Consider the following 20,288-nt stretch of genomic DNA (forward strand, 5'->3'; position numbering starts at 1 on the left):
CGCGCGAACGTCAGGACGCGGTGTCCAGCGCCTTCTGCACGGTCTCGATCATTTCCTTGCCGCTGACGGTGAACTTCTCGACGCCCTCGCGCTCGAGCACCTCGACGACGTCGTTGTAGTCGATGCCCACCGCGGCCAGCCGGTCCATGACCTGCTGGGCCTCGTCGTAGCCGCCGGTGATCGCGTCGAGGCGCACCTCGCCGTGGTCCGCGAAGGCGTGGATCACGGCCTCCGGCATCGTGTTGACCGTGCCGGGGGCGACGAGCTCCTCGACGTAGACGACGTCGCGGTACTCCGGGTTCTTCGTCGACGTCGAGGCCCACAGCGGCCGCTGCGGCTGCGCGCCGGCGTTGGCCAGGGACTGCCAGCGCTCCGAGGAGAACAGCTGCTCGTAGAGCTTGTAGGCGAGCTTCGCGTTGGCGATGGCGGCCTTGCCCTTGAGCGCCTTGGCCTCGTCGGTGCCGATCTTGTCGAGGCGCTTGTCGTACTCGGTGTCGACCCGCGACACGAAGAACGACGCCACCGAACCGATCTTGGACAGGTCGTGGCCGTTCTCCTTGGCCTTCTCGAGGCCCTCGAAGAACGCGTTCATCACGGCCTCGTACCGCTCCAGGGAGAAGATCAGCGTCACGTTGACGCTGATGCCCTCCGCGAGCGTCGCGGTGATCGCCGGCAGGCCCTCCTTGGTCGCCGGGATCTTGATGAACAGGTTGTCGCGGTCGACCAGCCACCAGAGCGCCTTGGCCTCGGCCACGGTGCGGGCGGTGTCGGCGGCGAGGCCGGGGTCGACCTCGATCGACACGCGGCCGTCGACGCCCTTGCTGGCGTCGGCGGCGGGCTTCATCACGTCGCAGGCCCAGCGCACGTCGTACGTCATCATGGTGCGCATCGCCTCGTTGACGGCCGCGTCGCGCAGGGCCAGGTCCTTGACCTGGCCGGCGTAGTCCTCGGCGGCGCTGAGGGCCTTGGCGAAGATGGTGGGGTTGGTGGTCACCCCGACGACGTGCTGCTCGCGGCGGAGCTTGTCCAGCCCGCCGCTGCTCAGCCGCTGCCGGGAAAGGTCGTCAAGCCAGATCGCCACGCCAGCGGCGGCGAGCTCGGCCAGCCGATCGGAACTCATCGCGGTCTCCTTAGAACTTCAGTTGCCGGTGGTGCTGCCGGTGATCTCGCCGACCTTGGCGAGAGAGGCGTGCGCGGCCGCGACGACCTTGTCGACGGTGAAGCCGAACTGCTCGAACAGCACCGTGTAGGGGGCGCTCGCGCCGTAGTGCTCGATGCTGACGGGGACGCCGGCGTCGCCGAGGATCTTCTGCCAGGACATCGCAATGCCGGCCTCGACCGTCACGCGGGCCTTCACGCCCCGCGGGATCACCTGCTGCTGGTAGGCCGTGTCCTGCTCCTCGAACCACTCCTGGCACGGCATCGACACGACCCGGGTCGCGGTGCCCTCGGCCTCCAGGCGCTTCTGGGCCTCGACCGCGAGCTGCAGCTCCGAGCCGGTGGCGACGAGGATCACCTGGGGCTGGCCGTCGGAGGCGTCCTTGAGGATGTAGCCGCCCTTGGCCACGTTGTCGGCCGGCGCGTAGACGGTGCGGTCCAGGGTCGGCAGGTTCTGCCGGGTGAGCGCGAGCGCCACGGGCTGGTCCTTGCGCTCCAGCGCCGCCTTCCACGCCTGCGCGGTCTCGTTGGCGTCGCCGGGGCGGACCACCGCGAGGTTGGGGATCGCGCGCAGCGCCGAGAGGTGCTCGATCGGCTGGTGCGTCGGGCCGTCCTCGCCGAGGCCGATCGAGTCGTGCGTCCACACGTAGATCACCGGCTGGTGCATGAGCGCGGCCAGGCGCACCGCGGGGCGCATGTAGTCGGAGAAGACGAGGAACGTGCCGCCGTAGGGGCGGGTCGGGCCGTGCAGCTTGATGCCGTTGAGGATCGCGCCCATGCCGTGCTCGCGGATGCCGAAGTGCAGGGTGCGGCCGAACTCGTCGCCCGGGAACGCCTTCGTGGCGAACTCCGACGGCAGGAACGAGGGCTCGCCCTCCATCGTCGTGTTGTTGCTCTCCGCGAGGTCGGCCGAGCCGCCCCACAGCTCCGGGAGCACCGCGGCGAGCGCGCCGAGGGTGTCGCCGGAGGCCTTGCGGGTGGCCACGCCCTTCTCGCTGGCCGGGAACTCCGGCAGCGCCTTCTCCCAGCCGTCCGGCAGCGCGCCGGCGAGCAGGCGGTCGAGCAGCGCGGCCCGCTCGCCCGAGTCCTCGCGCCACTGGACGAGGCCCTTGTCCCACTCGGCGTGCAGCGTCTTGCCCCGCTCGATGGCGCCGCGGGTGTGCGCGAGGACCTCCTCGGTGACCTCGAACGTCAGCGCCGGGTCGAAGCCGAGGACCTCCTTGGTGGCCTTGACCTCGTCGGCGCCGAGGGCCGAGCCGTGGATCTTGCCGGTGTTCTGCTTCTTCGGGGCCGGCCAGCCGATGATGGTGCGCAGCGCGATGAACGACGGCTTGTCGGTCACGGCCTTGGCGGCCTGGATCGCGTCCCACAGCGCGTGGATGTCTTCGTGGTAGACCCCGTCGCCGGCGTCGTGGCCCTTGCGCCAGTCGACGACCTGCACGTGGAAGCCGTAGGCCTCGTAGCGCCTGGCCACGTCCTCGCTCTTGGCGACCTTGGTGTCGTCCTCGATCGAGATCTCGTTGTCGTCGTAGATGACCGTGAGGTTGCCCAGCTTCTGGTGCGCGGCGAGCGCGCTGACCTCGTGGCTGATGCCTTCCTCGATGTCGCCGTCGGAGCACATCACGTAGACGTCGTGGTCGAACAGGCTCTGGCCGGCCGCCGGCTCCGGGTCGAACAGGCCGCGCTCGCGGCGGGCCGCCATGGCGAAGCCGACCGCGTTGCCGATGCCCTGGCCCAGCGGGCCGGTGGTCGTCTCGACGCCGGCGGTGTGGCCGTGCTCGGGGTGGCCCGGGGTCAGCGAGCCCCACTGCCGCAGCGACTTCAGATCGTCGATGCTCAGCCCGTAGCCGGCCAGGTACAGCTGGATGTACAGCGTCAGGCTGGAGTGGCCGCAGGAGAGCACGAAGCGGTCGCGTCCGAGCCAGTTCGGATCGGTCGGATCGTGCTTCATCACCTTCTGGAAGAGAAGGTAGGCGGCCGGTGCCAGGCTCATCGCGGTGCCGGGGTGCCCGTTGCCGGCCTTCTCGACGGCGTCCATCGCCAGCACCCGGACCGTGTCGACGGCGCGCCGGTCGACGTCGGACCAGGAAAGCTCGGGACCCTTGACCTCTTCATCGCTCACGGCGGTGCTGCTCCTGTCGAAACGGCGAGGTGCGTACAGTCCTCGACGGGGGTTATTCAGGCTTCGAAGGGTTATCAGGTCGACCCTACCCACGTTCGGGTGGCCCCACGCGCAGTCGACCATGTTTCGGACATCGGCGACACTGCCTGCGGCAACCGTAGTCGATTGGCGCATCCGGCCTCAGGGTCCCGGAGAGCCGCTATGCGGGCAAACCTGGATCGGTTCAGCTCTGAGCGAAAACCCGCGCCGGTCCGGGGCCGTGCCGGACGGTCTCCCGGGGGCGCCGTCCGACCTGCCCTGATCCTGTTCTACGATGCGGGAGCCCGCTGATCTCGGCGGTGTCCCTCGCTCCGCCGCATGGCTTCGCCCCGGGAAGGTGGCAAACCAGACGTGACGCAAATCGTCGACCACGGTGTCGCTGACCAGCTCACGTCCGCCCCGGTCCGACCGACCTCGGCGGCCGCGCTGGCCCGGGTGCAGAAGGCCCAGAACCCCGGCTTCGGCGCGGTGCTCAAGGCCTATGTCTCGCTGACCAAGCCGCGCATCGTCGAGCTGCTGCTCGTCACGACCGTCCCGGTGATGTTCCTCGCGGACAAGGGCCTGCCCTCGCTGTGGCTGGTCCTCGTCGTGCTCGTCGGCGGCTCGCTCGCGGCCGGCGCCGCCAACGCGCTGAACTGCTACATCGACCGCGACATCGACCAGCTGATGAAGCGCACGTCGCGGCGGCCGCTGGCCACGCACACGGTCTCGCCGCGCAGCGCCCTGATCTTCGGTCTCACGCTCGCCGTCGTCTCGACGGTGCTGATGGCCACCTTCACCAACCTGCTCGCCACGCTGCTGACGGCCGGCGCGATCGCCTACTACGACCTCGTCTACACGATGTGGCTCAAGCGGACCACGCCGCAGAACACCGTCTGGGGCGGCGCGTGCGGCGCGGCGCCGGTGCTCATCGGCTGGGCCGCGGTCACCGGCGGGCTCTCGTGGACGGCCTGGGTGCTCTTCGCCGTCGTGTTCCTGTGGCAGCCGCCGCACTTCTACGCCCTGGCGATCAAGTTCAAGGCCGACTACGCCCGGGCCGGCATCCCGATGCTCCCCGTCGTGCGCAGCCTGCGCCGCGTCGGGCTGGAGACGGTCATCTACAGCTGGCTCACGGTCGGCGCCTCCATCGCGCTCTGGCCGATGGGGATGACGCCGCTGTACGGCGTGGTGGCGGTCGTCACCGGCGCGCTGCTGCTGGTCGAGGCCCACCGCCTGCACGGCCGCGCCCGGCGCGAGGAGCCGCTGAAGCCGATGCGGCTCTTCCACTGGTCGGTGACCTACCTGACGCTGCTGTTCGCCGCCGTCGCGGTCGACGTGTTCATCCAGTAACCCCGCAATTTTCAGGCCTCGCCGACGGCAATCGGGAATGGCCGCAACCCCCGGTGATATGGGGGCCTAAGCGAAAGTTAAGGCAGAAACGCCCGATTTTTTGGCACATCCGTTCAGGGGTCGCCCGGCGTGACCCATCTCTCGCTTTCGGTCGCACGGCGCCTCGAAAAAAATCCGGAAATTTACGGACATAGTCGGGCCAATCGATCGGTGTTGCCCTTAAACGCGTCAGTAAGAACGATCACAACGGGCCCCGAGTTCACCGGCGCGTCGCAATTCGTCCCTCTACTGTGGCCCTCATGGCAGATGGTTCCGATACGACGATGACCCTGAACCGCCCGGCCCCGGGCGGCCTGATCGCGGGCCTCAAGTCCTTCGCGGACGATCACGGGGGCGCGAAAGCGGTCATCGAGTACGTCGGCCGGCGCGGTGCTCGCATCGTGCTCGTCGGGGAGGACGGCGTCTGGGGCGACCAGTTCGCCGAGGGCACGGACATCGCACGCTCCGCCTGCACCCAGGCCGGCGTCACGATCGAGAACGCGTGGGAGCGCGAGCTACTCGAGCACATGCGGCCGAGCAACGACCTCTGGCGCTCCATGGGACGCCGCACGCTGTCCCGTTAGGACCCGAACCCGCCCGTCGCGGGTATCTTCGCTGCGTGAACCAAGATCGTTCCTTTGTCAACGCGACCCGGGCCGCCGCCCGGGTCGCTCTCGTTACCTGCGCCGACCTGCCGGAGCTCGACGACGACGACCGGGCCCTGATCCCGGCCCTCGCCGCGCAGGGCGTCACCGCCGAGCCGGTGGCGTGGGACGCCCCCGGCGTCGACTGGGCCGCCTACGACCTGGCCGTGGTGCGCAACACGTGGGACTACGCCAAGCGCCGCGCCGAGTTCGTGACCTGGGCCCGCTCGGTGCCGCGGCTGGCCAACCCGGCGAAGGTCATCGAGTGGAACACCGACAAGCGGTACCTGCGCGAGCTCGCCGCGGCCGGCATCCCGATCGTCCCCACCACCTGGGTCGAGCCCGGCGACGCGTTCGTGCCCGAGGGCTCCGGCGAGATCGTGATCAAGCCCGCGGTCAGCGCCGGCAGCATCGACACCGGGCGGTACGACCTGGCCACCCAGGCCGGGCTGGCCGTCGCGCAGGTCCGCGCGCTGCAGGCGGCCGGGCGGCTGGTGATGATCCAGCCGTACCTCGACGCCGTGGACACCGCGGGGGAGACGGCGCTGCTGTACGTCGACGGCGCGTTCAGCCACGCGATCCGCAAGGGTGCCATCCTCACCGGCCCGTACGTCGAGGGCGGCCTGCTGTACCAGAACGAGGACATCTCGGCGCGCACCCCGTCGGCGGCGGAGCGCGCGCTCGGCGACCGCGTGCTCGACGCGCTGCCGGTGCCGCCCGGCGACCTGCTGTACACCCGCGTGGATCTCCTGCCCACTCCGGACGGCCCGGTGGTCATCGAGGTCGAGCTGGCGGAGCCGTCGCTGTTCTTCGGCCATGCCGAGGGCTCGGCCGAGCGGTTCGCCGCGGCCGTGCGGCGCCGGGTCGCGCTCAGGTAGGCCGCGCCCGTGCCGATGTGACAGCGGTGACGTGACGCATCGGCGCGGGCCTGGCCCTCGTGCCCGGCCTGGCAGGCCGTGGCCGGCGGGGCCGGGTGCCATCGCGTCAGCGCGACCGTCACCAGGCTGAGCTCCCAGGTCGTGCTCAAGAAGTACGAGTCGCCGCCCCCTCGGAGCCGGAGGTGGCCCGCGGCAACGCGACAGTCATGCTGTAGGGCATGGGCACCCACCGCGCACCAGAGCTGACCGAGCCGAACCTGCTGACGTACCACGACGCCGCCACCGGCGAGCACACGGCGCTGAGCGCGACCGAGCTGGGCGGCTGCGCGGCCCAGGTCGCCGGCCTGCTGCGCGAGGGCTGCGGGATCGCCGAGGGCGGGCGGGCCGCGGTCATGCTCCCGCCGCACTGGCTCACCGCCGCGGTGCTCATGGGCGCCTGGTCCGCCGGGCTGCAACTGTCGCTGCAGGGCAAGGCGACCGGCGGCCTGCCGGTGCTCGAGCCGGGCGCGGACACGCCCTACGACGTGCTGTTCGTGGCCGGCGACCGGATCGGCTCGTGGCTTGAGCACGTGCCCGACGCCAAGCAGCGGTTCTCCGTGTTCGCCGAGGAGGCGCCGGAGGGGTACCGCGACCTCGAGGCCGCCCTCGACGAGTTCTCGCCGCACCTGCCCCCGCCGGCGCGCACCCGGGCCGGCGACGCCGCCACGCCGGACGGCACCAGCTACGGCGCGTGGGGCGCGATCGCCATCGAGATCGCCGGGCAGATCGGGCTGCGGGCGGGGGACCGGCTGCTCGTCGACGCGGCCGTGCACGAGCACCCGCTGAAATGGCTGCTCGCCCCGCTGTCCGCGGGCGCGTCGGTGGTGGTCGCGGCCAACGCCGGCCCGGAGGTGCTCGCCGCCCTGGCCGAGTCCGAGCGGGTGACCCACAAGCTGCAATGACAACCTTCTGGTTGTTAAAACACTCGGTTGTCGGTACCGTCGGGGCATGGTTGTCACCGACGAGCTGAGCCTCGTCTTCGCGGCGCTGGCCGACCCGACGCGCCGGGCCATCCTGGAGCGGCTGGCCGAGGGCGAGGCGACGGTCCACCAGCTGGCCGAACCCTTCGCGATGACCCAGCAGGCCGTTTCGAAGCACCTCAAGGTGCTGGAGAAGGCCCGGCTCATCTCGCGCACCCGCAGCGCCCAGGCCCGCCCCTGCGCGCTGGAGGGCGAGCGCCTGGCCGAGGCGGCCGGCTGGATCGAGCGGCACCGGGCCCTGTGGGCGGACCGCCACGACCGCCTCGCGTCCTACCTGGAGCAGCTGTGAGCGACCTGACGTTCAGCCGGGTCCACCGCGCCTCGCCGGAGCGGCTGTTCGACTGCATGACCCGGCCCGAGCACCTCACGCACTTCTGGGGCCCGACCGGCACCACCACGCCGCTGGACGGGATCGTCGTCGAGCTGCGGCCCGGCGGCCGGTTCGAGACGACCATGGTGGGCGGGGACGGCTCGGCGTACACCATGCGGGCCCGCTACGCCGAGATCGACCGCCCGCACCGGCTCGTCTGGATCGAGCCCGACGTCGAGGGCGGGATGCGCACCGAGATCACCTTCGCCGACCTCGGCGACGGGCGCACCGAGGTGACCACCCACCAGACAAACGTCCCCGAGGCCTATCTGAGCGCGCAGGCGCGGGCCGGCTTCAACACCAGCCTCGACCGCTTCGACGCCTACCTGGCGACCCTGTAGGAGGTTCCATGCCCACCGTCACGTCCGCCGACGGCACGCCGATCGGCTACGAGGCCACCGGCTCCGGCCCGGCCCTGGTGCTGGTCGACGGCGCCTGCTGCTTCCGCGCCTTCGGCCCGATGCGCCCCCTCGCGGCCCTGCTCCAGGAGCATTTCACGGTGTACTGCTACGACCGGCGCGGCCGCGGCGAGAGCGGCTCCGTCCCGCCCTACGCCGCGCCGCGCGAGACCGAGGACCTCCAGGCGGTCATCGCGGCCGCGGGCGGCTCGGCCGGCGTGTACACCATGTCCTCGGGCGGGGCGATCGGCCTCGCCGCCGCCGCGCTCGGCTCCGGGATCGAGGCGCTGGCCGTCTACGAGCCGCCGTACGTCGGGCCCGACCCCGCCTACACGTCTCGGCTGCACGAGCTGCTCGCCGCGGGCCGCCACGGCGACGCCGTCGAGCTGTTCCAGCGCCGGGTCGGGATGCCGCCGGAGGCGATCGCCGGGTTCCGGGCCTCGCCCGGGTTCGCGGTGCTGGAGGGCATCGCGCCGACCCTCGCCTACGACGACGCCGTGCTCGCGCCCGGGCACCTGCCGCCCGAGGTGGCGGCGGCGGTCGCCGTGCCCACGACCCTGGTGGCGGGCGGGGCGAGCCCCGCGTTCCTGCAGGAGGCGGCGCGGGCGACGGCGGCGGCGATCCCGGGCGCGCGGTTCGAGGTCCTGGAGGGCCAGACCCACGGCGTGGACCCGGCGGCCCTGGCGCCCCTGCTGGTCAAGCTGCTGCGCTGAGCCGGATCGGCGCGTCAGGTGAGCCGTTTGGCCGCGTCGTGCGGCAGGTCGGACTCGATCCGGGCCGCGGTCTCCAGCAGCGGGGGGACGAGGTCGCGGCGGACTTCGGCGGCGGTGCGCCGGCTCGCCGCGGTCGACAGGTTCACGGCCGCGATGACCCGCCCGGCGCGGTCGCGGATCGGCGCCGCGACCGAGCGCAGGCCCTCCTCGAGCTCCTGGTCGACCAGAGCCCAGCCCTGCTCCCGGGCGCGTCCGATCTCGGCCCGCAGCGCTTCCGGGCCGGTCACCGTGCGCGGGGTGAGCGCCGCCGGCTCGACGCCCGCCACGTACCGCTCCAGCTCCGCCGGCCCCAGCCCGGCGAGCAGGACGCGGCCCATCGACGTGGCGTACGCCGGGAAGCGCGTCCCCACCGAGATCATCACGGTCATGATCCGCGAGGTGGGCACCCGCGCGACGTAGACGATGTCGCCGCCGTCGAGCACCGACACCGACGAGGACTCGTTCACCTGGGCGACGAGCGCCTCCAGGTGCGGCTCGGCGATGGCGGGCAGGGAGAGGCCGGAGAGGTACGCGTACCCGAGCTCGAGCACCCGCGGCGTGAGCGAGAACTGCCGGCCGTCGCTGCGTACGTAGCCGAGCTCGGCGAGGGTGAGCAGGAACCGGCGCGCGGCGGCGCGGGTCATGTCGGTGAGCGCGGCGACCTCGCTGAGGGTGAGCTCGGGGCGGGTGGCGTCGAAGGCCCGGATGACGGCGAGCCCGCGCTCGAGCGACTGCACGAAGTCGGCGCCCCGCGGATCGCTCACGAACCGGCCGCCTCATCCCCGGCCGCTTCGCCGCCGGTCGCCTCGTTCCCGGCGGCTTCATCTCCGGCCGCCTCGTCCAGGGCGGCCAGCACCCGGGTGGCCGTCGCGAAGGCCGCGTTGCCGGCCGGCGCGCCCGCGTACACGGCGGTGTGCAGCAGGATCTCGGCGATCTCGTCGCGGGTCACGCCGTTGCGCAGCGCCGCCTCGATGTGCATCGCCAGCTCGTCGTCGCAGTGCAGCGCGGTGAGCGCGGCGAGCGTGATGCAGCTGCGGGTGCGCCGGTCCAGCCCGGGCCGGTCCCACACGCCGCCCCAGGCCGCCCCGAGCACCCACTCCCGGAACGGCTCGCCGAACGCGGACGGCGGCCGGTCGGCCATCGGCCCGAGCACCTCGCGGCGCACGGCCGCGCCCCGTTCGCGGCGCGACCCGGGTGACCGGTCCGGTCGTCCGGGCTCGTGCGGGGCGGGCGGCCCGTCCGGTCGTCCGGGCTCGTGCGGGGCGGGCGGCCCGTCCGGTCGTCCGGGCTCGTGCGGGGCGGGTTCACGGCCGGGGCCGGTCACTGCTTCGTTCCGAAGGCGTCCAGGGCCCGGTCGACCAGGGGCCCGGTGCCGCCCAGGTCGCCCGTGAGGCCGCTGCGCTGCAGGTTGTCCCGCATCACGTCGGGGTGCACCAGCAGCCGCTCCAGCGCCGCCCGCAGCCACGACGCGGCCGAGCCGGTCGTGACCAGCAGTTCGCGCAGCGGCCGCCACTCCGCGTGCCAGGCGCCCGCCGCGCGCTCGTGCTCGTGGGGCATCGCGGCGAGCAGGTTGGCGACGAGGCCGGGCGCGGACGCGGCGCAGCCGAACGCGCACACGGCGGCGATCGGGTTCCGCTTGTGCGCCATGGTCGAGGAGCCGCCGGGGGAGGAGTCGGAGACCTCGTCGACCTCGTTCTGGGACAGCAGGGTGATGTCGCGGGCCACCTTGGCCACCGCCCCGGCCGCGCCGCCCAGGGCTCCGGCCAGCTCGGCGATGCGGGTGCGCTCGGTGTGCCAGGGCAGCGCGGGCTCGGTGAGGCCGAGCACCGAGGCCAGGCCCTCCAGCAGCTCGGGGCCGGCGTCGCCGAAGGGGGCGAGGGTGCCCGCGGCCCCGCCGAACTGCACCGCCAGCCGCTCCGCCCGCACCTGGTCGAGGCGGCGGCGGGCGGCGTCGAGGCCGGTCAGCCAGCCGGCCGCCTTGAGGCCGAAGGTGGTCGGGACGGCCTGGCGCAGGAGGGTACGGCCGATCATGGGCGTGTCGCGGTGCTCGCGGGCCAGCCGGGCGGTGAGGTCGGCGGCGGCGCGCAGGTCGGCCAGGAGCGGGCGCAGCGCCCGGGCGGCGACCAGCATGCCCGCCGTGTCGATGACGTCCTGGCTCGTGGCGCCCCGGTGCACCGCCTCGGCGTGCTCGGGCACGGCGCGGCGCAGGGCCTGCACCAGCGGTACCACCGGATTGCCGCTCTCGGCCGCCGCCCGCCCGATCGCCACGACGTCGAAGGCCTCGGGGCGGGCGCAGGCGGCGCCGATCGCGTCGGCGGCGGACTGGTCCAGCAGCCCGGTGAACGCCTGCACCTCGGCCAGCGCGGCCTCGACCTGCAGCATCGCGGTCAGCCACGCGTCGTCGGCGACCGCCGCGGCAACCTCGCCACGGGCCAGCACCTCGCCGAACAGGTTCGAAGTCGGTTCCATGCGTTCCCTGCTGTGAGTAGAGGGGCACGTAATGCTACCGAGCCGCCCGGTCGCGACCGGCCACGTTGCCGAACCTTGCGGGCGCCCGGGCATCGCCGAACAATTGTGCGCTATACGAACGCGGAGGTGCGAGATGAGTTTTCTGGTCGAGAAGCCGCTCGGGACCGGGACTAGGGACGTGATCGAGCCCGCGACCGGCGCCGTGCTCGGCACCGTCGGGCTGGCCGCGCCCGGCGACGTGGGCGCGGCCGCCGCGGTCGCGGCCGAGGCGCAGCGGGCCTGGGCCGCGACCCCGTTCGAGGAGCGGGCCGGGGTCCTGCGCCGCGCGGGCGCGCTGTTCGAGTCGCGGGCCGCGGAGGTGCAGGAGTGGCTGGTCCGTGAGGCCGGCTCGATCCCGCCCAAGGCCGGCGTGGAGACGCACGTCGCGGCCCAGGAGTGCTACGAGGCCGCCGCCCTGGCCTCCCGCCCGCTCGGCGACATCCTGCCCAGCGCCCTGCCCCGGCTGAGCCTGGCCCGCCGCTCGCCGGTCGGGGTGGTCGGGGTGATCGCGCCGTTCAACTTCCCGCTGATCCTGGCCATCCGCGCGGTGGCGCCCGCGCTCGCCGTCGGCAACGCCGTCGTGCTCAAGCCCGACCCGCGCACCGCGGTCGGCGGCGGGTTCGCGATCGCGGCCCTCCTGCGCGAGGCCGGGCTGCCCGAGGGCCTGCTGCACGTGCTGCCGGGCGACGCCGCGGTCGGCGCGGCGCTGGTCGCGGAGCCGCTGGTGCGGGTCGTGGCCTTCACCGGCTCGACGGCGGCCGGGCGCAAGGTCGCCGAGTTGGCCGGGCGGCACCTCAAGCGGGTCCACCTGGAGCTGGGCGGCAACTCGGCGCTCATCGTGCTGCCCGACGCCGACCTGGACCGCGCCGTCTCCGCCGGGGCCTGGGGTGCCTACCTGCACTCCGGCCAGATCTGCATGACCACCGGGCGGCACCTGGTGCACGAGTCGATCGCCGACGAGTACGTCGAGCGCCTCGCCGCCCACGCCGAGGCCCTGCCCGTCGGTGACCCGCACACCGAGCCGGTCGCGCTCGGCCCGCTCATCGACGCGGGGCAGCGTGACAAGGTGCACGCGCTGGTCACCGCGAGCGTCGACGGCGGGGCCCGGCTGGTCGCCGGTGGGCGCTTCGACCGGCTGTTCTACCGCCCGACCGTGCTCGACGGCGTGGGCCCGGACGCGCCGGCGTACGCGAACGAGATCTTCGGCCCGGTCGCGCCGGTGGTGCGGTTCTCGACCGAGGACGAGGCGGTCGCCCTGGCCGCGGGCTCGGAGCTGGGGCTGTCGCTGGGCATTCTCACCGGCGACGCGATGCGGGGGCTGGCGCTGGCCGAGCGGATCCCGACCGGGATGGTGCACATCAACGACCAGACCGTGAACGACGAGGCGGTGGCCCCGTTCGGCGGGGTCCGGGACTCCGGCACGGGGGCGCGCGCCGGCGGCTCCGGAAACATCGACGCGTACACGGATCTGCGCTGGATCACCATGCGCGGTTCGATCCCCGAATATCCGTTCTGACCGCGGACGGCGCCGGCCCCGGTGGCCGGCGCCGTGGCCGGTCAGAGGAAGTCGGTGAACCCGGGCCGAAATCGGTCATCGGGCTTGCCGAATGTCGTGAACGCCAGGCCGCCCCGCGGTTCGACGCCCGGCAGATGTTCGATCATGCGATCGTGTTCAATCACACACGCCAATGCTTGTGTGAGATCGGACTCGAGCTGGTGGACCGCCTCTTCGAGGTCCTCCTCCCGCCGTGACCAGTCGATGTCAGCCTCTCGCAGCTGCTGACCGGCCAGCTTCGCAACGGCCTCCAGGTCGGTGACCGCAACCTCCAGGCGGCAGTAGATCTGCATGATGAGCGGTTCCGTTTGCCCCATTGAAAGAGACTTGCACATCGGCCGTCCGGCACCATAGAAAGTGCAGATGAATTTACAACTTGGCAATGATGGGTAGGGCTGATGGTCGCGTTCATCCGCAATGTGTCGTTCGACGCCGGTGATCCTTTCGCGCTCGCGCAGTTCTGGAGCGGCGTCGTCGGGCACCCGGTGCACCCCGAGTGCGGGCCGGGCGACGCGGACGTCGTCATCGAACCGCCGGGCGGCCCGCGGCTGTACTTCCAGGGCGTCCCGGAGACCAAGACGGTCAAGAACCGGGTGCACGTGTGCCTCCAGCCCGGCGACCGTTCCCGCGACGAGGAGGTGGAGCGGCTGCTCGGCCTGGGCGCCACCCTGCTCGCCGACCACCGCAAGGGCCCGGACGACGGCTGGGCGGTGCTGGGCGACCCGGAGGGGAACGAGTTCTGTGTGACCCGGGCGGGCAGGTGAGGGTCCGGTGATGATCCCGTGGAGGCGGCCGCTGGAGCCGCCTTCCCGGGGCAGCATCGGGCCGTGCCTTCGACGCTGCCGACGCATCCGCTCGCCGTACTGCCGCTGAAGCTCTGGCGGCCCCGCTGGTTCGACGGGGTCGCCCTCGCGACCGGGGCGTGCGCGCCGGACTTCGCGTACGCCCTCGACGGCCCCGGCATCCGCATCCCCAGCCACACGATCCCGGCGCTGCTGTGGTGGAGCCTGCCGTGCGCGCTCGTGGTCGCCCAGCTGTGCCGCTGGGGCGCGCCGGCCGTGGCCGCTCACCTCCCGCCGTGGTTCGGCCTGCGCGACTACGGCGTGCTGGGCCGGGTGCGGCACCGGTGGTGGATCGCGGCGTCCTCGGCGCTGCTGGGCGCGGTCAGCCACCTGCTGTGGGACCTGGTGACGCACCCCGGGCCGGTCGCCGCGTGGTGGCCGATCCGCGAGGCCAGCGACACCGCGGCGTGCTTCCTGCTGCCGGTGTTCGTGGTGTACGTCGGGATGCGCCGCAAGCTCCGCGAGTGGCACGGGGCGCCCCCCGAAACACCGGTGCGCCCGGCGCGCTTCTGGGGCGTGACGCTCGCCGTGCTGGCCACGGGCTTCGCGCTCACGTGGGCGCTGGGCGATCGGCAGTACTACGCCGGGCACCTGCACGTGTTCTTCGTGCGGCTGATGGTCGCCGGGGCGCTGGCGCTGCTGGCCGGGGCTCTGGCCGTACAGTCGGCTGATGTTGCTGACCGAGCGCCTCTCGCTGCGGCCGTTCCGCGTCGCTGACGCCCCCGTGCTGTCCGCCTATCGGTCGGACCCCGAGGTGGCGCGGTACCAGGGCTGGGACGCCCCCTTCCCGATGGAGGCGGCGCTCAGGGTCGTGGCGGGGCTGGAGGGGCGCGACCCGCGGGCCGAGGGCTGGTTCCAGTACGCGCTGGAGCTCACCGACGGCGGCGCGCTGATCGGCGACGTCGGCGTGAACCGGCACGACGAGGGCCGCCAGGCCGAGATCGGGTTCACGCTGGCCCCGGCGTACCAGGGCCGCGGGTACGCCGCCGAGGCCGTCGGGCGCGTCGTCGGGCACCTGCTCGCCGAGGAGGGGCTGCACCGGGTGCACGCCTCGGTCGACGCGCGCAACGAGCGCTCGGCGCGGCTGCTGGAGCGGCTCGGCTTCCGCCGCGAGGGGCTGGAGGTCCAGAGCCAGTGGTGGAAGGGCGAGTGGACCGACGACGCTCGCTACGCCGTGCTGGCCAGCGAGTGGTCGCGGTCCTGAACCTCTTCCGCCGCCCCGGGCCGGGCCGTGACCCGGGCCAGGAGGTTGAGCGTCGCCGTCCAGACCAGGCAGGCGCCCAGCATGTGCAGGATGACGACCTGCCAGGGGAGGCCGGTGAAGTACTGCACGAAGCCGACCACGCCCTGGGCCAGCTCCACGGCCACGAGGATCGCCGCGGCCCGGGTGACCCGCAGCGGCGCCCCGAGCGCGCGCAGCCCGAACCACATCGCCACCGAGAGCCCCACGAGCACCATCACGGCGTCGGTGTGCAGCTGCGACACGGCCTCCGGGTCGAAGCCGGTGCGCGTGGCCTTGGTGTCCCCCGAGTGCGGCCCGCTGCCCGTGACGATCGTGCCCAGGACGAGTACCACCGCGGAAACCACCGTCACGAAGACCCCGGCGGTCCGCATGGCCCGCGGCGCCGTCCAGCGCGGGAGGTCTCCCCGGGTGCGGTCCCACAGCACGAAGACCAGCGCGATGAGCGCGATCGAGGCCAGGAAGTGCACCGCGACGGTCCACGGGTTGAGCGTCATCCGCACGGTGATGCCCCCGAGCACGCCCTGCGCGGCGATGCCGGCGAGCACCCAGGCGGCCCCGCGCAGAGCCTTCCGCGAGCGCGCCCGCTGCCGCCAGGCGGCCGCGATCGCCACGAGGGCGAACACGCTGAGCACGCCCGTGAGCGTGCGGTTACCGAACTCGATGACGCCGTGGTACCCCATCTCGCGCGTGGTCACGTACGAGTCGTCGGTGCACTGGGGCCACGTGGGGCAGCCCAGCCCGGACCCCGTGAGGCGCACGAGCCCGCCCGTGCACACGATGCCGATGTTCGCCACGAGCGAGGCGAGAGCCGCCCGCCGCAGCGTCGTCGGCCGGTCCAGCCACTCCTTCACCCAGCTCACGCGGCGATACTACGCGAGGCTACATATCGCGCCGGAACTGGTGCGGTTGGTGAGGGCGCCGCGCACGACGAGTCCGGATCTCTGTCGCTGGGGAAGGAGTGAAACGACCGCGAAACTCAGCTTAGGGTTACCTTCCGTGCGGTGGATCACCCGAGCGGTGGTTTGCCGTGGTCCCCCGATTTACGTAACGTTGGTGTTGTGAAAAACGGCGAAGCACTTGATGTGCGGACCCGTGATCGCCTCACCGAGCTTCTGCTGCAGGAGGGGACCGCGACCGCGACCGAGCTAGGGCAGGCCCTCGGGCTGAGCCCCGCCGGCGTGCGCCGTCACCTCGACGCCATGCACGCCGAAGGGCTGGTCGAGTGCCGTGAGCGGCCCGAACGCGGCCCGCGTGGGCGGGGCCGGCCCGCGCGCGTGTTCACGCTCACCGCGGCCGCTCGCGAGACGCTGCCGCACACGTACGACGGGCTGGCCACGGCCGCGCTGCGGTGGATCGCCGAGCACGGCGGGCCGGTCGAGGTCGCCGCTTTCGCCGCCGCGCAGGTCGCGGGGCTCGAGGAGCGGTGCCGGACGGCCATGGCCGAGGCCGGCAACGATCCGCTCGCGCGGGCCGAGGCCCTCGCGAGCGCCCTGACCGCGGAGGGTTACGCTGCCGGCGCGACGACGATCGCCACCGGCGGGCAGCTGTGTCAGCACCACTGCCCGGTGGCCCACGTCGCCGCGGAATTCTCCCAGCTGTGCGAGGCCGAGACCCAGGTGATCTCACGCCTCGTCGGCACGCACGTCCAACGGCTCGCCACCATCGCCAACGGCGACGGCGTCTGCACCACCCACATACCGGCCCGGGTCCAGCCCGGTGCCCGTCCCGATAGGCAAAGGATCGTGAGATGACGACTGCCGATCAGCTTGCCGGCCTCGGCCGGTACGAGTACGGCTGGGCCGACTCCGACACCGCCGGGGCCTCGGCCCGCCGCGGCTTGAACGAGGAGGTTGTGCGCGACATCTCGGCGAAGAAATCCGAGCCGCAGTGGATGCTCGACCTGCGCCTGAAGGGCTTGCGCCTGTTCGACCGCAAGCCGATGCCCGCGTGGGGCGCGGACCTGTCGCACATCGACTTCGACAACATCAAGTACTTCGTGCGCTCGACCGAGAAGCAGGCGGCGAGCTGGGACGAGCTGCCCGACGACATCAAGAGCACGTACGACCGGCTGGGCATCCCGGAGGCCGAGAAGCAGCGGCTGATCGCGGGCGTCGCGGCGCAGTACGAGTCCGAGGTCGTCTACCACAAGATCCGTGAGGACCTCGAGGAGCAGGGCGTCGTCTTCCTCGACACCGACACGGCGCTCAAGGAGCACGAGGAGCTCTTCAAGGAGTACTTCGGCACCGTCATCCCGGTCGGGGACAACAAGTTCGCCGCGCTCAACACGTCGGTCTGGTCCGGCGGCAGCTTCATCTACGTGCCGAAGGGCGTGCACGTGGAGATCCCGCTGCAGGCGTACTTCCGGATCAACACCGAGAACATGGGCCAGTTCGAGCGGACCCTGATCATCGTCGACGAGGGCGCCTACGTGCACTACGTCGAGGGCTGTACCGCGCCGATCTACTCGTCGGACTCGCTGCACTCCGCGGTCGTCGAGATCGTCGTGAAGAAGAACGCGCGCTGCCGGTACACCACGATCCAGAACTGGTCGACGAACGTCTACAACCTCGTCACCAAGCGGGCGGTCTGCCACGAGGGCGCCACCATGGAGTGGATCGACGGCAACCTCGGCTCCAAGGTGACGATGAAGTACCCGGCCGTGTACATGATCGGCGAGCACGCCAAGGGCGAGGTCCTCAGCGTCGCGATGGCCGGCGAGGGCCAGCACCAGGATGCCGGCGCGAAGATGGTGCACGCGGCGCCGCACACCTCCTCGACAATCGTGTCGAAGTCGATCGCCCGCGCGGGCGGCCGCACCTCGTACCGCGGCCTGGTGCAGGTCCTGGAGGGCTCGCACCACTCGAAGTCGACGGTCAAGTGCGACGCCCTGCTCGTCGACACGATCTCCCGCTCGGACACGTACCCCTACGTCGACATCCGCGAGGACGACGTCTCCATGGGGCACGAGGCCACGGTGTCGAAGATCAGCGACGACCAGCTCTTCTACCTCATGTCGCGTGGCCTCACCGAGGACGAGGCCATGGCGATGATCGTGCGCGGCTTCATCGAGCCGATCGCCAAGGAACTGCCCATGGAGTACGCGTTGGAGCTCAACCGGCTCATCGAGCTGCAGATGGAGGGCGCGGTCGGATGAGCGCTCCCGCCCTGGTTCCCCCGAAGACTCGTGCCCAGCAGGTCCGCTCATTCGACGTCAACGACTTCCCGGTGCTCAACGGCCGCGAGGAGGAGTGGCGCTTCACGCCGCTCAAGCGCCTGCGCGGCCTCGACACCGCTGTTTTCTCAGGCGCGACGGCTCCGAAGGTCGAGGTCGGTGAGCTGCCGACCGGCGCGACGGTGTCCACTGTGGACCGCAGCGACCCGCGGGTCGGCTCGGCCCTGACCCCGTTCGACCGCATCAGCGCGCTGGCGGCCGGCGTCGCCACCGAAGCACTGCTGATCTCGGTGGCTCCCGATGCCGTTCTGGAAACCCCCGCAGTTGTACGTCTTGTGGGTATCACGGCGGAATTGGCGGCCGGGCACACCGTGGTCGAGGTGGGCCGGTTCGCCGAGGCCGTCGTCGTGCTCGAACAGACCGGCACGGTCACGCTCGCCGACAACGTCGAGGTGCTCGTCGCCGACGGCGCCAAGCTCACCCTCGTCACCGTGACCGACTGGGCCGCCGACGCGGTGCAGGCGCAGCACGTGCGCTTCCGCATCGGCCGCGACGCCAAGGTCACGCACGTGCAGGTGACCCTCGGCGGCGACCTGGTCCGGCAGTACACCAGCGTCGACTACGCCGGCCGCGGCGGGGAGATCGACGCGTTCGGCCTCTACTTCGCCGACGCCGGCCAGCACATCGAGCACCGGCTCCTCGTCGACCACTCGGTGCCGGACTGCCGCAGCTACGTCGCCTACCGCGGCGCGCTGCAGGGCGACGGCGCGCACACGGTGTGGGTCGGCGACGTGCTCATCCGCGCGGAGGCGACGGGCACGGACACGTACGAGATCAATCGGAACCTCGTGCTGACCGACGGCGCCCGGGCCGACTCGGTGCCCAACCTGGAGATCGAGACCGGCGAGGTCGCGGGGGCCGGGCACGCGAGCGCCACCGGCCGCTTCGACGACGAGCAGCTGTTCTACCTCATGTCCCGCGGCATCCCGGACGAGCAGGCCCGCAAGCTGGTCGTGCGCGGCTTCTTCCACGAGCTGCTGGCCAAGATCCCGGTCGAGGAGCTCCGCGACCGGCTGGGCGCGGCGATCGACACCCGGCTGGAAGAGGCCGACGCGTGATCCGGGTCTGTTCTGTGGCTGATGTGGCCAAGGGCGAGGTTGTGCAGGTCACGGTCGAGGGGATCGAGATCGCGCTCGTGCACGCCGACGACGACAACTTCTACGCCGCCTACGACGAGTGCTCGCACGCGTCGGTCGCGCTGAGCGAGGGCGAGGTCGAGGGCTGCACTCTCGAGTGCTGGCTGCACGGCTCGCGCTTCGACCTGCGCACCGGCGCCCCGAGCGGGCTGCCCGCCACCGAGCCGGTCCCGGTCTACCCGGTCGAGGTTCGCGACGGCGACGTCTACATCGACCCGAACCCGAGCAACGGAGTAATCAAGTGAGCGAACTTTCGATCAGCAACCTGCAGGTCTCGGTCAAGCTGCCCGACGGTGAGCTCAAGCCGATCCTCGCCGGCGTCGACCTGACCGTCCGGGCGGGGGAGACCCACGCCATCATGGGGCCCAACGGCTCCGGCAAGTCCACGCTGGCGTACTCGATCGCCGGCCACCCGCGCTACGAGGTCACCGGCGGCACGGTGACCCTCGACGGCCAGGACGTGCTCGCGATGACCGTCGACGAGCGGGCCCGCGCCGGGCTGTTCCTCGCCATGCAGTACCCGGTGGAGGTCCCCGGCGTCTCGGTGGCCAACTTCCTGCGCACCGCCAAGACCGCCATCGACGGCGAGGCGCCGAAGCTGCGCACCTGGGCCGGCGAGCTGCGCGGGGCCATGGAGAAGCTGCAGATGGACCCGGCCTTCGCCCAGCGCAACGTGAACGAGGGCTTCTCCGGCGGCGAGAAGAAGCGCCACGAGATCATGCAGCTCGAGCTGCTCAAGCCGAGGATCGCGGTGCTCGACGAGACCGACTCCGGCCTCGACATCGACGCGCTGCGGGTCGTCAGCGAGGGCGTCAACCGGGTGCGCGAGCAGGGCTCCACCGGCCTGCTGCTCATCACGCACTACACGCGCATCCTGCGGTACATCAAGCCGGACTTCGTGCACGTCTTCTTCGGCGGCCGGATCGTCGAAGCGGGCGGCCCGGAGCTCGCGGAGCAGCTGGAGAACAGCGGGTACGAGCGCTTCCTCGCCGGCGCGGGCCCGGCTTCTCTCTAAGGGGTTCTG

Annotated in this window: 23 protein-coding genes; 16 read left to right on the forward strand and 7 right to left on the reverse strand. The window is 72.0% G+C overall.

The window, feature by feature from the left end; translation table 11 throughout:
• Nucleotides 1–10: 10 nt before the first annotated feature.
• Complete coding sequence (gene tal / locus AB0B76_RS33075) at nt 11–1,120, reverse strand: transaldolase (RefSeq protein WP_360382758.1); 1,110 nt, start codon at nt 1,118–1,120, stop codon at nt 11–13.
• An 18-nt stretch (nt 1,121–1,138) separates the two neighbouring features.
• Nucleotides 1,139–3,280, reverse strand: a complete 2,142-nt coding sequence (gene tkt, locus AB0B76_RS33080) for a transketolase (protein ID WP_360382760.1) — start codon at nt 3,278–3,280, stop codon at nt 1,139–1,141.
• A 357-nt stretch (nt 3,281–3,637) separates the two neighbouring features.
• On the opposite strand from tkt, the gene AB0B76_RS33085 reads away from it, so the two are divergent.
• From AB0B76_RS33085 to AB0B76_RS33115, 7 genes are all read left to right on the forward strand, one after another.
• Nucleotides 3,638–4,648, forward strand: coding sequence for a heme o synthase (locus tag AB0B76_RS33085; protein WP_360382762.1), 1,011 nt, complete (start codon nt 3,638–3,640; stop codon nt 4,646–4,648).
• 299 nt (nt 4,649–4,947) lie between these two features.
• Nucleotides 4,948–5,271, forward strand: coding sequence for a hypothetical protein (locus AB0B76_RS33090; protein WP_360382763.1), 324 nt, complete (start codon nt 4,948–4,950; stop codon nt 5,269–5,271).
• A gap of 35 nt (nt 5,272–5,306) precedes the next feature.
• Nucleotides 5,307–6,209, forward strand: coding sequence for a hypothetical protein (locus tag AB0B76_RS33095; RefSeq protein ID WP_360382765.1), 903 nt, complete (start codon nt 5,307–5,309; stop codon nt 6,207–6,209).
• A 218-nt stretch (nt 6,210–6,427) separates the two neighbouring features.
• Complete coding sequence (locus tag AB0B76_RS33100) at nt 6,428–7,150, forward strand: TIGR03089 family protein (protein ID WP_360382767.1); 723 nt, start codon at nt 6,428–6,430, stop codon at nt 7,148–7,150.
• A 46-nt stretch (nt 7,151–7,196) separates the two neighbouring features.
• Nucleotides 7,197–7,517: a metalloregulator ArsR/SmtB family transcription factor gene (locus AB0B76_RS33105; protein ID WP_360382769.1), complete on the forward strand. Its 321-nt coding sequence runs from the start codon at nt 7,197–7,199 to the stop codon at nt 7,515–7,517.
• Nucleotides 7,514–7,939 (forward strand): SRPBCC domain-containing protein, encoded by a 426-nt coding sequence (locus AB0B76_RS33110; RefSeq protein ID WP_360382770.1) that lies wholly within the window; start codon nt 7,514–7,516, stop codon nt 7,937–7,939. Before AB0B76_RS33105 ends, AB0B76_RS33110 begins: the two co-directional genes overlap by 4 nt.
• Before the next feature lie 8 nt (nt 7,940–7,947).
• Nucleotides 7,948–8,709 carry an alpha/beta fold hydrolase gene (locus tag AB0B76_RS33115; protein WP_360382772.1) on the forward strand — a complete coding sequence of 254 codons (762 nt, stop codon included), beginning with the start codon at nt 7,948–7,950 and terminating at the stop codon, nt 8,707–8,709.
• A 14-nt stretch (nt 8,710–8,723) separates the two neighbouring features.
• Here the strand turns inward: AB0B76_RS33115 and AB0B76_RS33120 are convergent, their stop codons facing one another.
• The 3 genes from AB0B76_RS33120 to pcaB all read right to left on the reverse strand — a co-directional run bounded on the left by AB0B76_RS33120 (nt 8,724) and on the right by pcaB (nt 11,217).
• Nucleotides 8,724–9,512 carry an IclR family transcriptional regulator C-terminal domain-containing protein gene (locus AB0B76_RS33120; RefSeq protein WP_360382773.1) on the reverse strand — a complete coding sequence of 263 codons (789 nt, stop codon included), beginning with the start codon at nt 9,510–9,512 and terminating at the stop codon, nt 8,724–8,726.
• Nucleotides 9,509–9,913, reverse strand: coding sequence for a carboxymuconolactone decarboxylase family protein (locus AB0B76_RS33125; RefSeq protein ID WP_360382775.1), 405 nt, complete (start codon nt 9,911–9,913; stop codon nt 9,509–9,511). The genes AB0B76_RS33120 and AB0B76_RS33125 overlap by 4 nt, the downstream gene beginning before the upstream one ends.
• A 155-nt stretch (nt 9,914–10,068) precedes the next feature.
• Nucleotides 10,069–11,217 carry a 3-carboxy-cis,cis-muconate cycloisomerase gene (gene pcaB, locus AB0B76_RS33130; RefSeq protein ID WP_360382776.1) on the reverse strand — a complete coding sequence of 383 codons (1,149 nt, stop codon included), beginning with the start codon at nt 11,215–11,217 and terminating at the stop codon, nt 10,069–10,071.
• A 133-nt stretch (nt 11,218–11,350) separates the two neighbouring features.
• Here pcaB and AB0B76_RS33135 point away from each other — a divergent pair, with 133 nt between their 5' ends.
• Nucleotides 11,351–12,772 (forward strand): benzaldehyde dehydrogenase, encoded by a 1,422-nt coding sequence (locus AB0B76_RS33135; protein ID WP_360382778.1) that lies wholly within the window; start codon nt 11,351–11,353, stop codon nt 12,770–12,772.
• A gap of 41 nt (nt 12,773–12,813) precedes the next feature.
• Here the strand turns inward: AB0B76_RS33135 and AB0B76_RS33140 are convergent, their stop codons facing one another.
• Nucleotides 12,814–13,104 (reverse strand): hypothetical protein, encoded by a 291-nt coding sequence (locus AB0B76_RS33140; protein ID WP_360382780.1) that lies wholly within the window; start codon nt 13,102–13,104, stop codon nt 12,814–12,816.
• Nucleotides 13,105–13,209: 105 nt separating this feature from the next.
• Between AB0B76_RS33140 and AB0B76_RS33145 the strand changes: the two genes are divergently transcribed.
• The 3 genes from AB0B76_RS33145 to AB0B76_RS33155 all read left to right on the forward strand — a co-directional run bounded on the left by AB0B76_RS33145 (nt 13,210) and on the right by AB0B76_RS33155 (nt 14,857).
• Nucleotides 13,210–13,575: a VOC family protein gene (locus tag AB0B76_RS33145; protein ID WP_360382782.1), complete on the forward strand. Its 366-nt coding sequence runs from the start codon at nt 13,210–13,212 to the stop codon at nt 13,573–13,575.
• A gap of 63 nt (nt 13,576–13,638) precedes the next feature.
• On the forward strand, nt 13,639–14,370 hold the full coding sequence (locus AB0B76_RS33150; RefSeq protein ID WP_360382783.1) for a DUF4184 family protein: 732 nt from the start codon (nt 13,639–13,641) through the stop codon (nt 14,368–14,370).
• On the forward strand, nt 14,324–14,857 hold the full coding sequence (locus AB0B76_RS33155) for a GNAT family protein (RefSeq protein WP_360382785.1): 534 nt from the start codon (nt 14,324–14,326) through the stop codon (nt 14,855–14,857). Before AB0B76_RS33150 ends, AB0B76_RS33155 begins: the two co-directional genes overlap by 47 nt.
• Here AB0B76_RS33155 and AB0B76_RS33160 read toward each other — a convergent pair.
• Nucleotides 14,821–15,756 (reverse strand): COX15/CtaA family protein, encoded by a 936-nt coding sequence (locus tag AB0B76_RS33160; RefSeq protein ID WP_360382787.1) that lies wholly within the window; start codon nt 15,754–15,756, stop codon nt 14,821–14,823. The genes AB0B76_RS33155 and AB0B76_RS33160 overlap by 37 nt on opposite strands.
• A 198-nt stretch (nt 15,757–15,954) precedes the next feature.
• Here AB0B76_RS33160 and AB0B76_RS33165 point away from each other — a divergent pair, with 198 nt between their 5' ends.
• Genes AB0B76_RS33165 through sufC form a run of 5 tightly spaced genes read left to right on the forward strand, consistent with a single transcriptional unit; the run spans nt 15,955 to nt 20,279 of the window.
• Complete coding sequence (locus AB0B76_RS33165; RefSeq protein WP_360382906.1) at nt 15,955–16,647, forward strand: winged helix-turn-helix transcriptional regulator; 693 nt, start codon at nt 15,955–15,957, stop codon at nt 16,645–16,647.
• Complete coding sequence (gene sufB, locus AB0B76_RS33170) at nt 16,644–18,050, forward strand: Fe-S cluster assembly protein SufB (RefSeq protein WP_360382789.1); 1,407 nt, start codon at nt 16,644–16,646, stop codon at nt 18,048–18,050. The genes AB0B76_RS33165 and sufB overlap by 4 nt, the downstream gene beginning before the upstream one ends.
• Nucleotides 18,047–19,186 (forward strand): Fe-S cluster assembly protein SufD, encoded by a 1,140-nt coding sequence (gene sufD, locus AB0B76_RS33175; protein ID WP_360382790.1) that lies wholly within the window; start codon nt 18,047–18,049, stop codon nt 19,184–19,186. Before sufB ends, sufD begins: the two co-directional genes overlap by 4 nt.
• A complete protein-coding gene (locus AB0B76_RS33180; protein WP_360382792.1) occupies nt 19,183–19,509 on the forward strand; it encodes a non-heme iron oxygenase ferredoxin subunit in 327 nt (108 codons plus the stop codon). The genes sufD and AB0B76_RS33180 overlap by 4 nt, the downstream gene beginning before the upstream one ends.
• Nucleotides 19,506–20,279 (forward strand): Fe-S cluster assembly ATPase SufC, encoded by a 774-nt coding sequence (gene sufC, locus AB0B76_RS33185; protein ID WP_360382793.1) that lies wholly within the window; start codon nt 19,506–19,508, stop codon nt 20,277–20,279. Before AB0B76_RS33180 ends, sufC begins: the two co-directional genes overlap by 4 nt.
• Nucleotides 20,280–20,288: the final 9 nt, after the last annotated feature.

Source organism: Dactylosporangium sp. NPDC049140 (assembly GCF_040648435.1).

Excerpts from the sequence above, each read along its gene's own strand:
- AB0B76_RS33115 (WP_360382772.1), top strand. The coding sequence starts at position 7,948 with ATGCCCACCGTCACGTCCGCCGACGGCACGCCGATCGGCTACGAGGCC.
- sufD (WP_360382790.1), top strand. The coding sequence starts at position 18,047 with ATGAGCGCTCCCGCCCTGGTTCCCCCGAAGACTCGTGCCCAGCAGGTC.
- AB0B76_RS33105 (WP_360382769.1), top strand. The coding sequence starts at position 7,197 with ATGGTTGTCACCGACGAGCTGAGCCTCGTCTTCGCGGCGCTGGCCGAC.
- AB0B76_RS33155 (WP_360382785.1), top strand. The coding sequence starts at position 14,324 with ATGTTGCTGACCGAGCGCCTCTCGCTGCGGCCGTTCCGCGTCGCTGAC.
- AB0B76_RS33135 (WP_360382778.1), top strand. The coding sequence starts at position 11,351 with ATGAGTTTTCTGGTCGAGAAGCCGCTCGGGACCGGGACTAGGGACGTG.
- AB0B76_RS33090 (WP_360382763.1), top strand. The coding sequence starts at position 4,948 with ATGGCAGATGGTTCCGATACGACGATGACCCTGAACCGCCCGGCCCCG.
- pcaB (WP_360382776.1), bottom strand. The coding sequence starts at position 11,217 with ATGGAACCGACTTCGAACCTGTTCGGCGAGGTGCTGGCCCGTGGCGAG.
- AB0B76_RS33145 (WP_360382782.1), top strand. The coding sequence starts at position 13,210 with ATGGTCGCGTTCATCCGCAATGTGTCGTTCGACGCCGGTGATCCTTTC.
- AB0B76_RS33100 (WP_360382767.1), top strand. The coding sequence starts at position 6,428 with ATGGGCACCCACCGCGCACCAGAGCTGACCGAGCCGAACCTGCTGACG.
- AB0B76_RS33140 (WP_360382780.1), bottom strand. The coding sequence starts at position 13,104 with ATGCAGATCTACTGCCGCCTGGAGGTTGCGGTCACCGACCTGGAGGCC.
- AB0B76_RS33085 (WP_360382762.1), top strand. The coding sequence starts at position 3,638 with ATGGCTTCGCCCCGGGAAGGTGGCAAACCAGACGTGACGCAAATCGTC.
- tal (WP_360382758.1), bottom strand. The coding sequence starts at position 1,120 with ATGAGTTCCGATCGGCTGGCCGAGCTCGCCGCCGCTGGCGTGGCGATC.
- sufB (WP_360382789.1), top strand. The coding sequence starts at position 16,644 with ATGACGACTGCCGATCAGCTTGCCGGCCTCGGCCGGTACGAGTACGGC.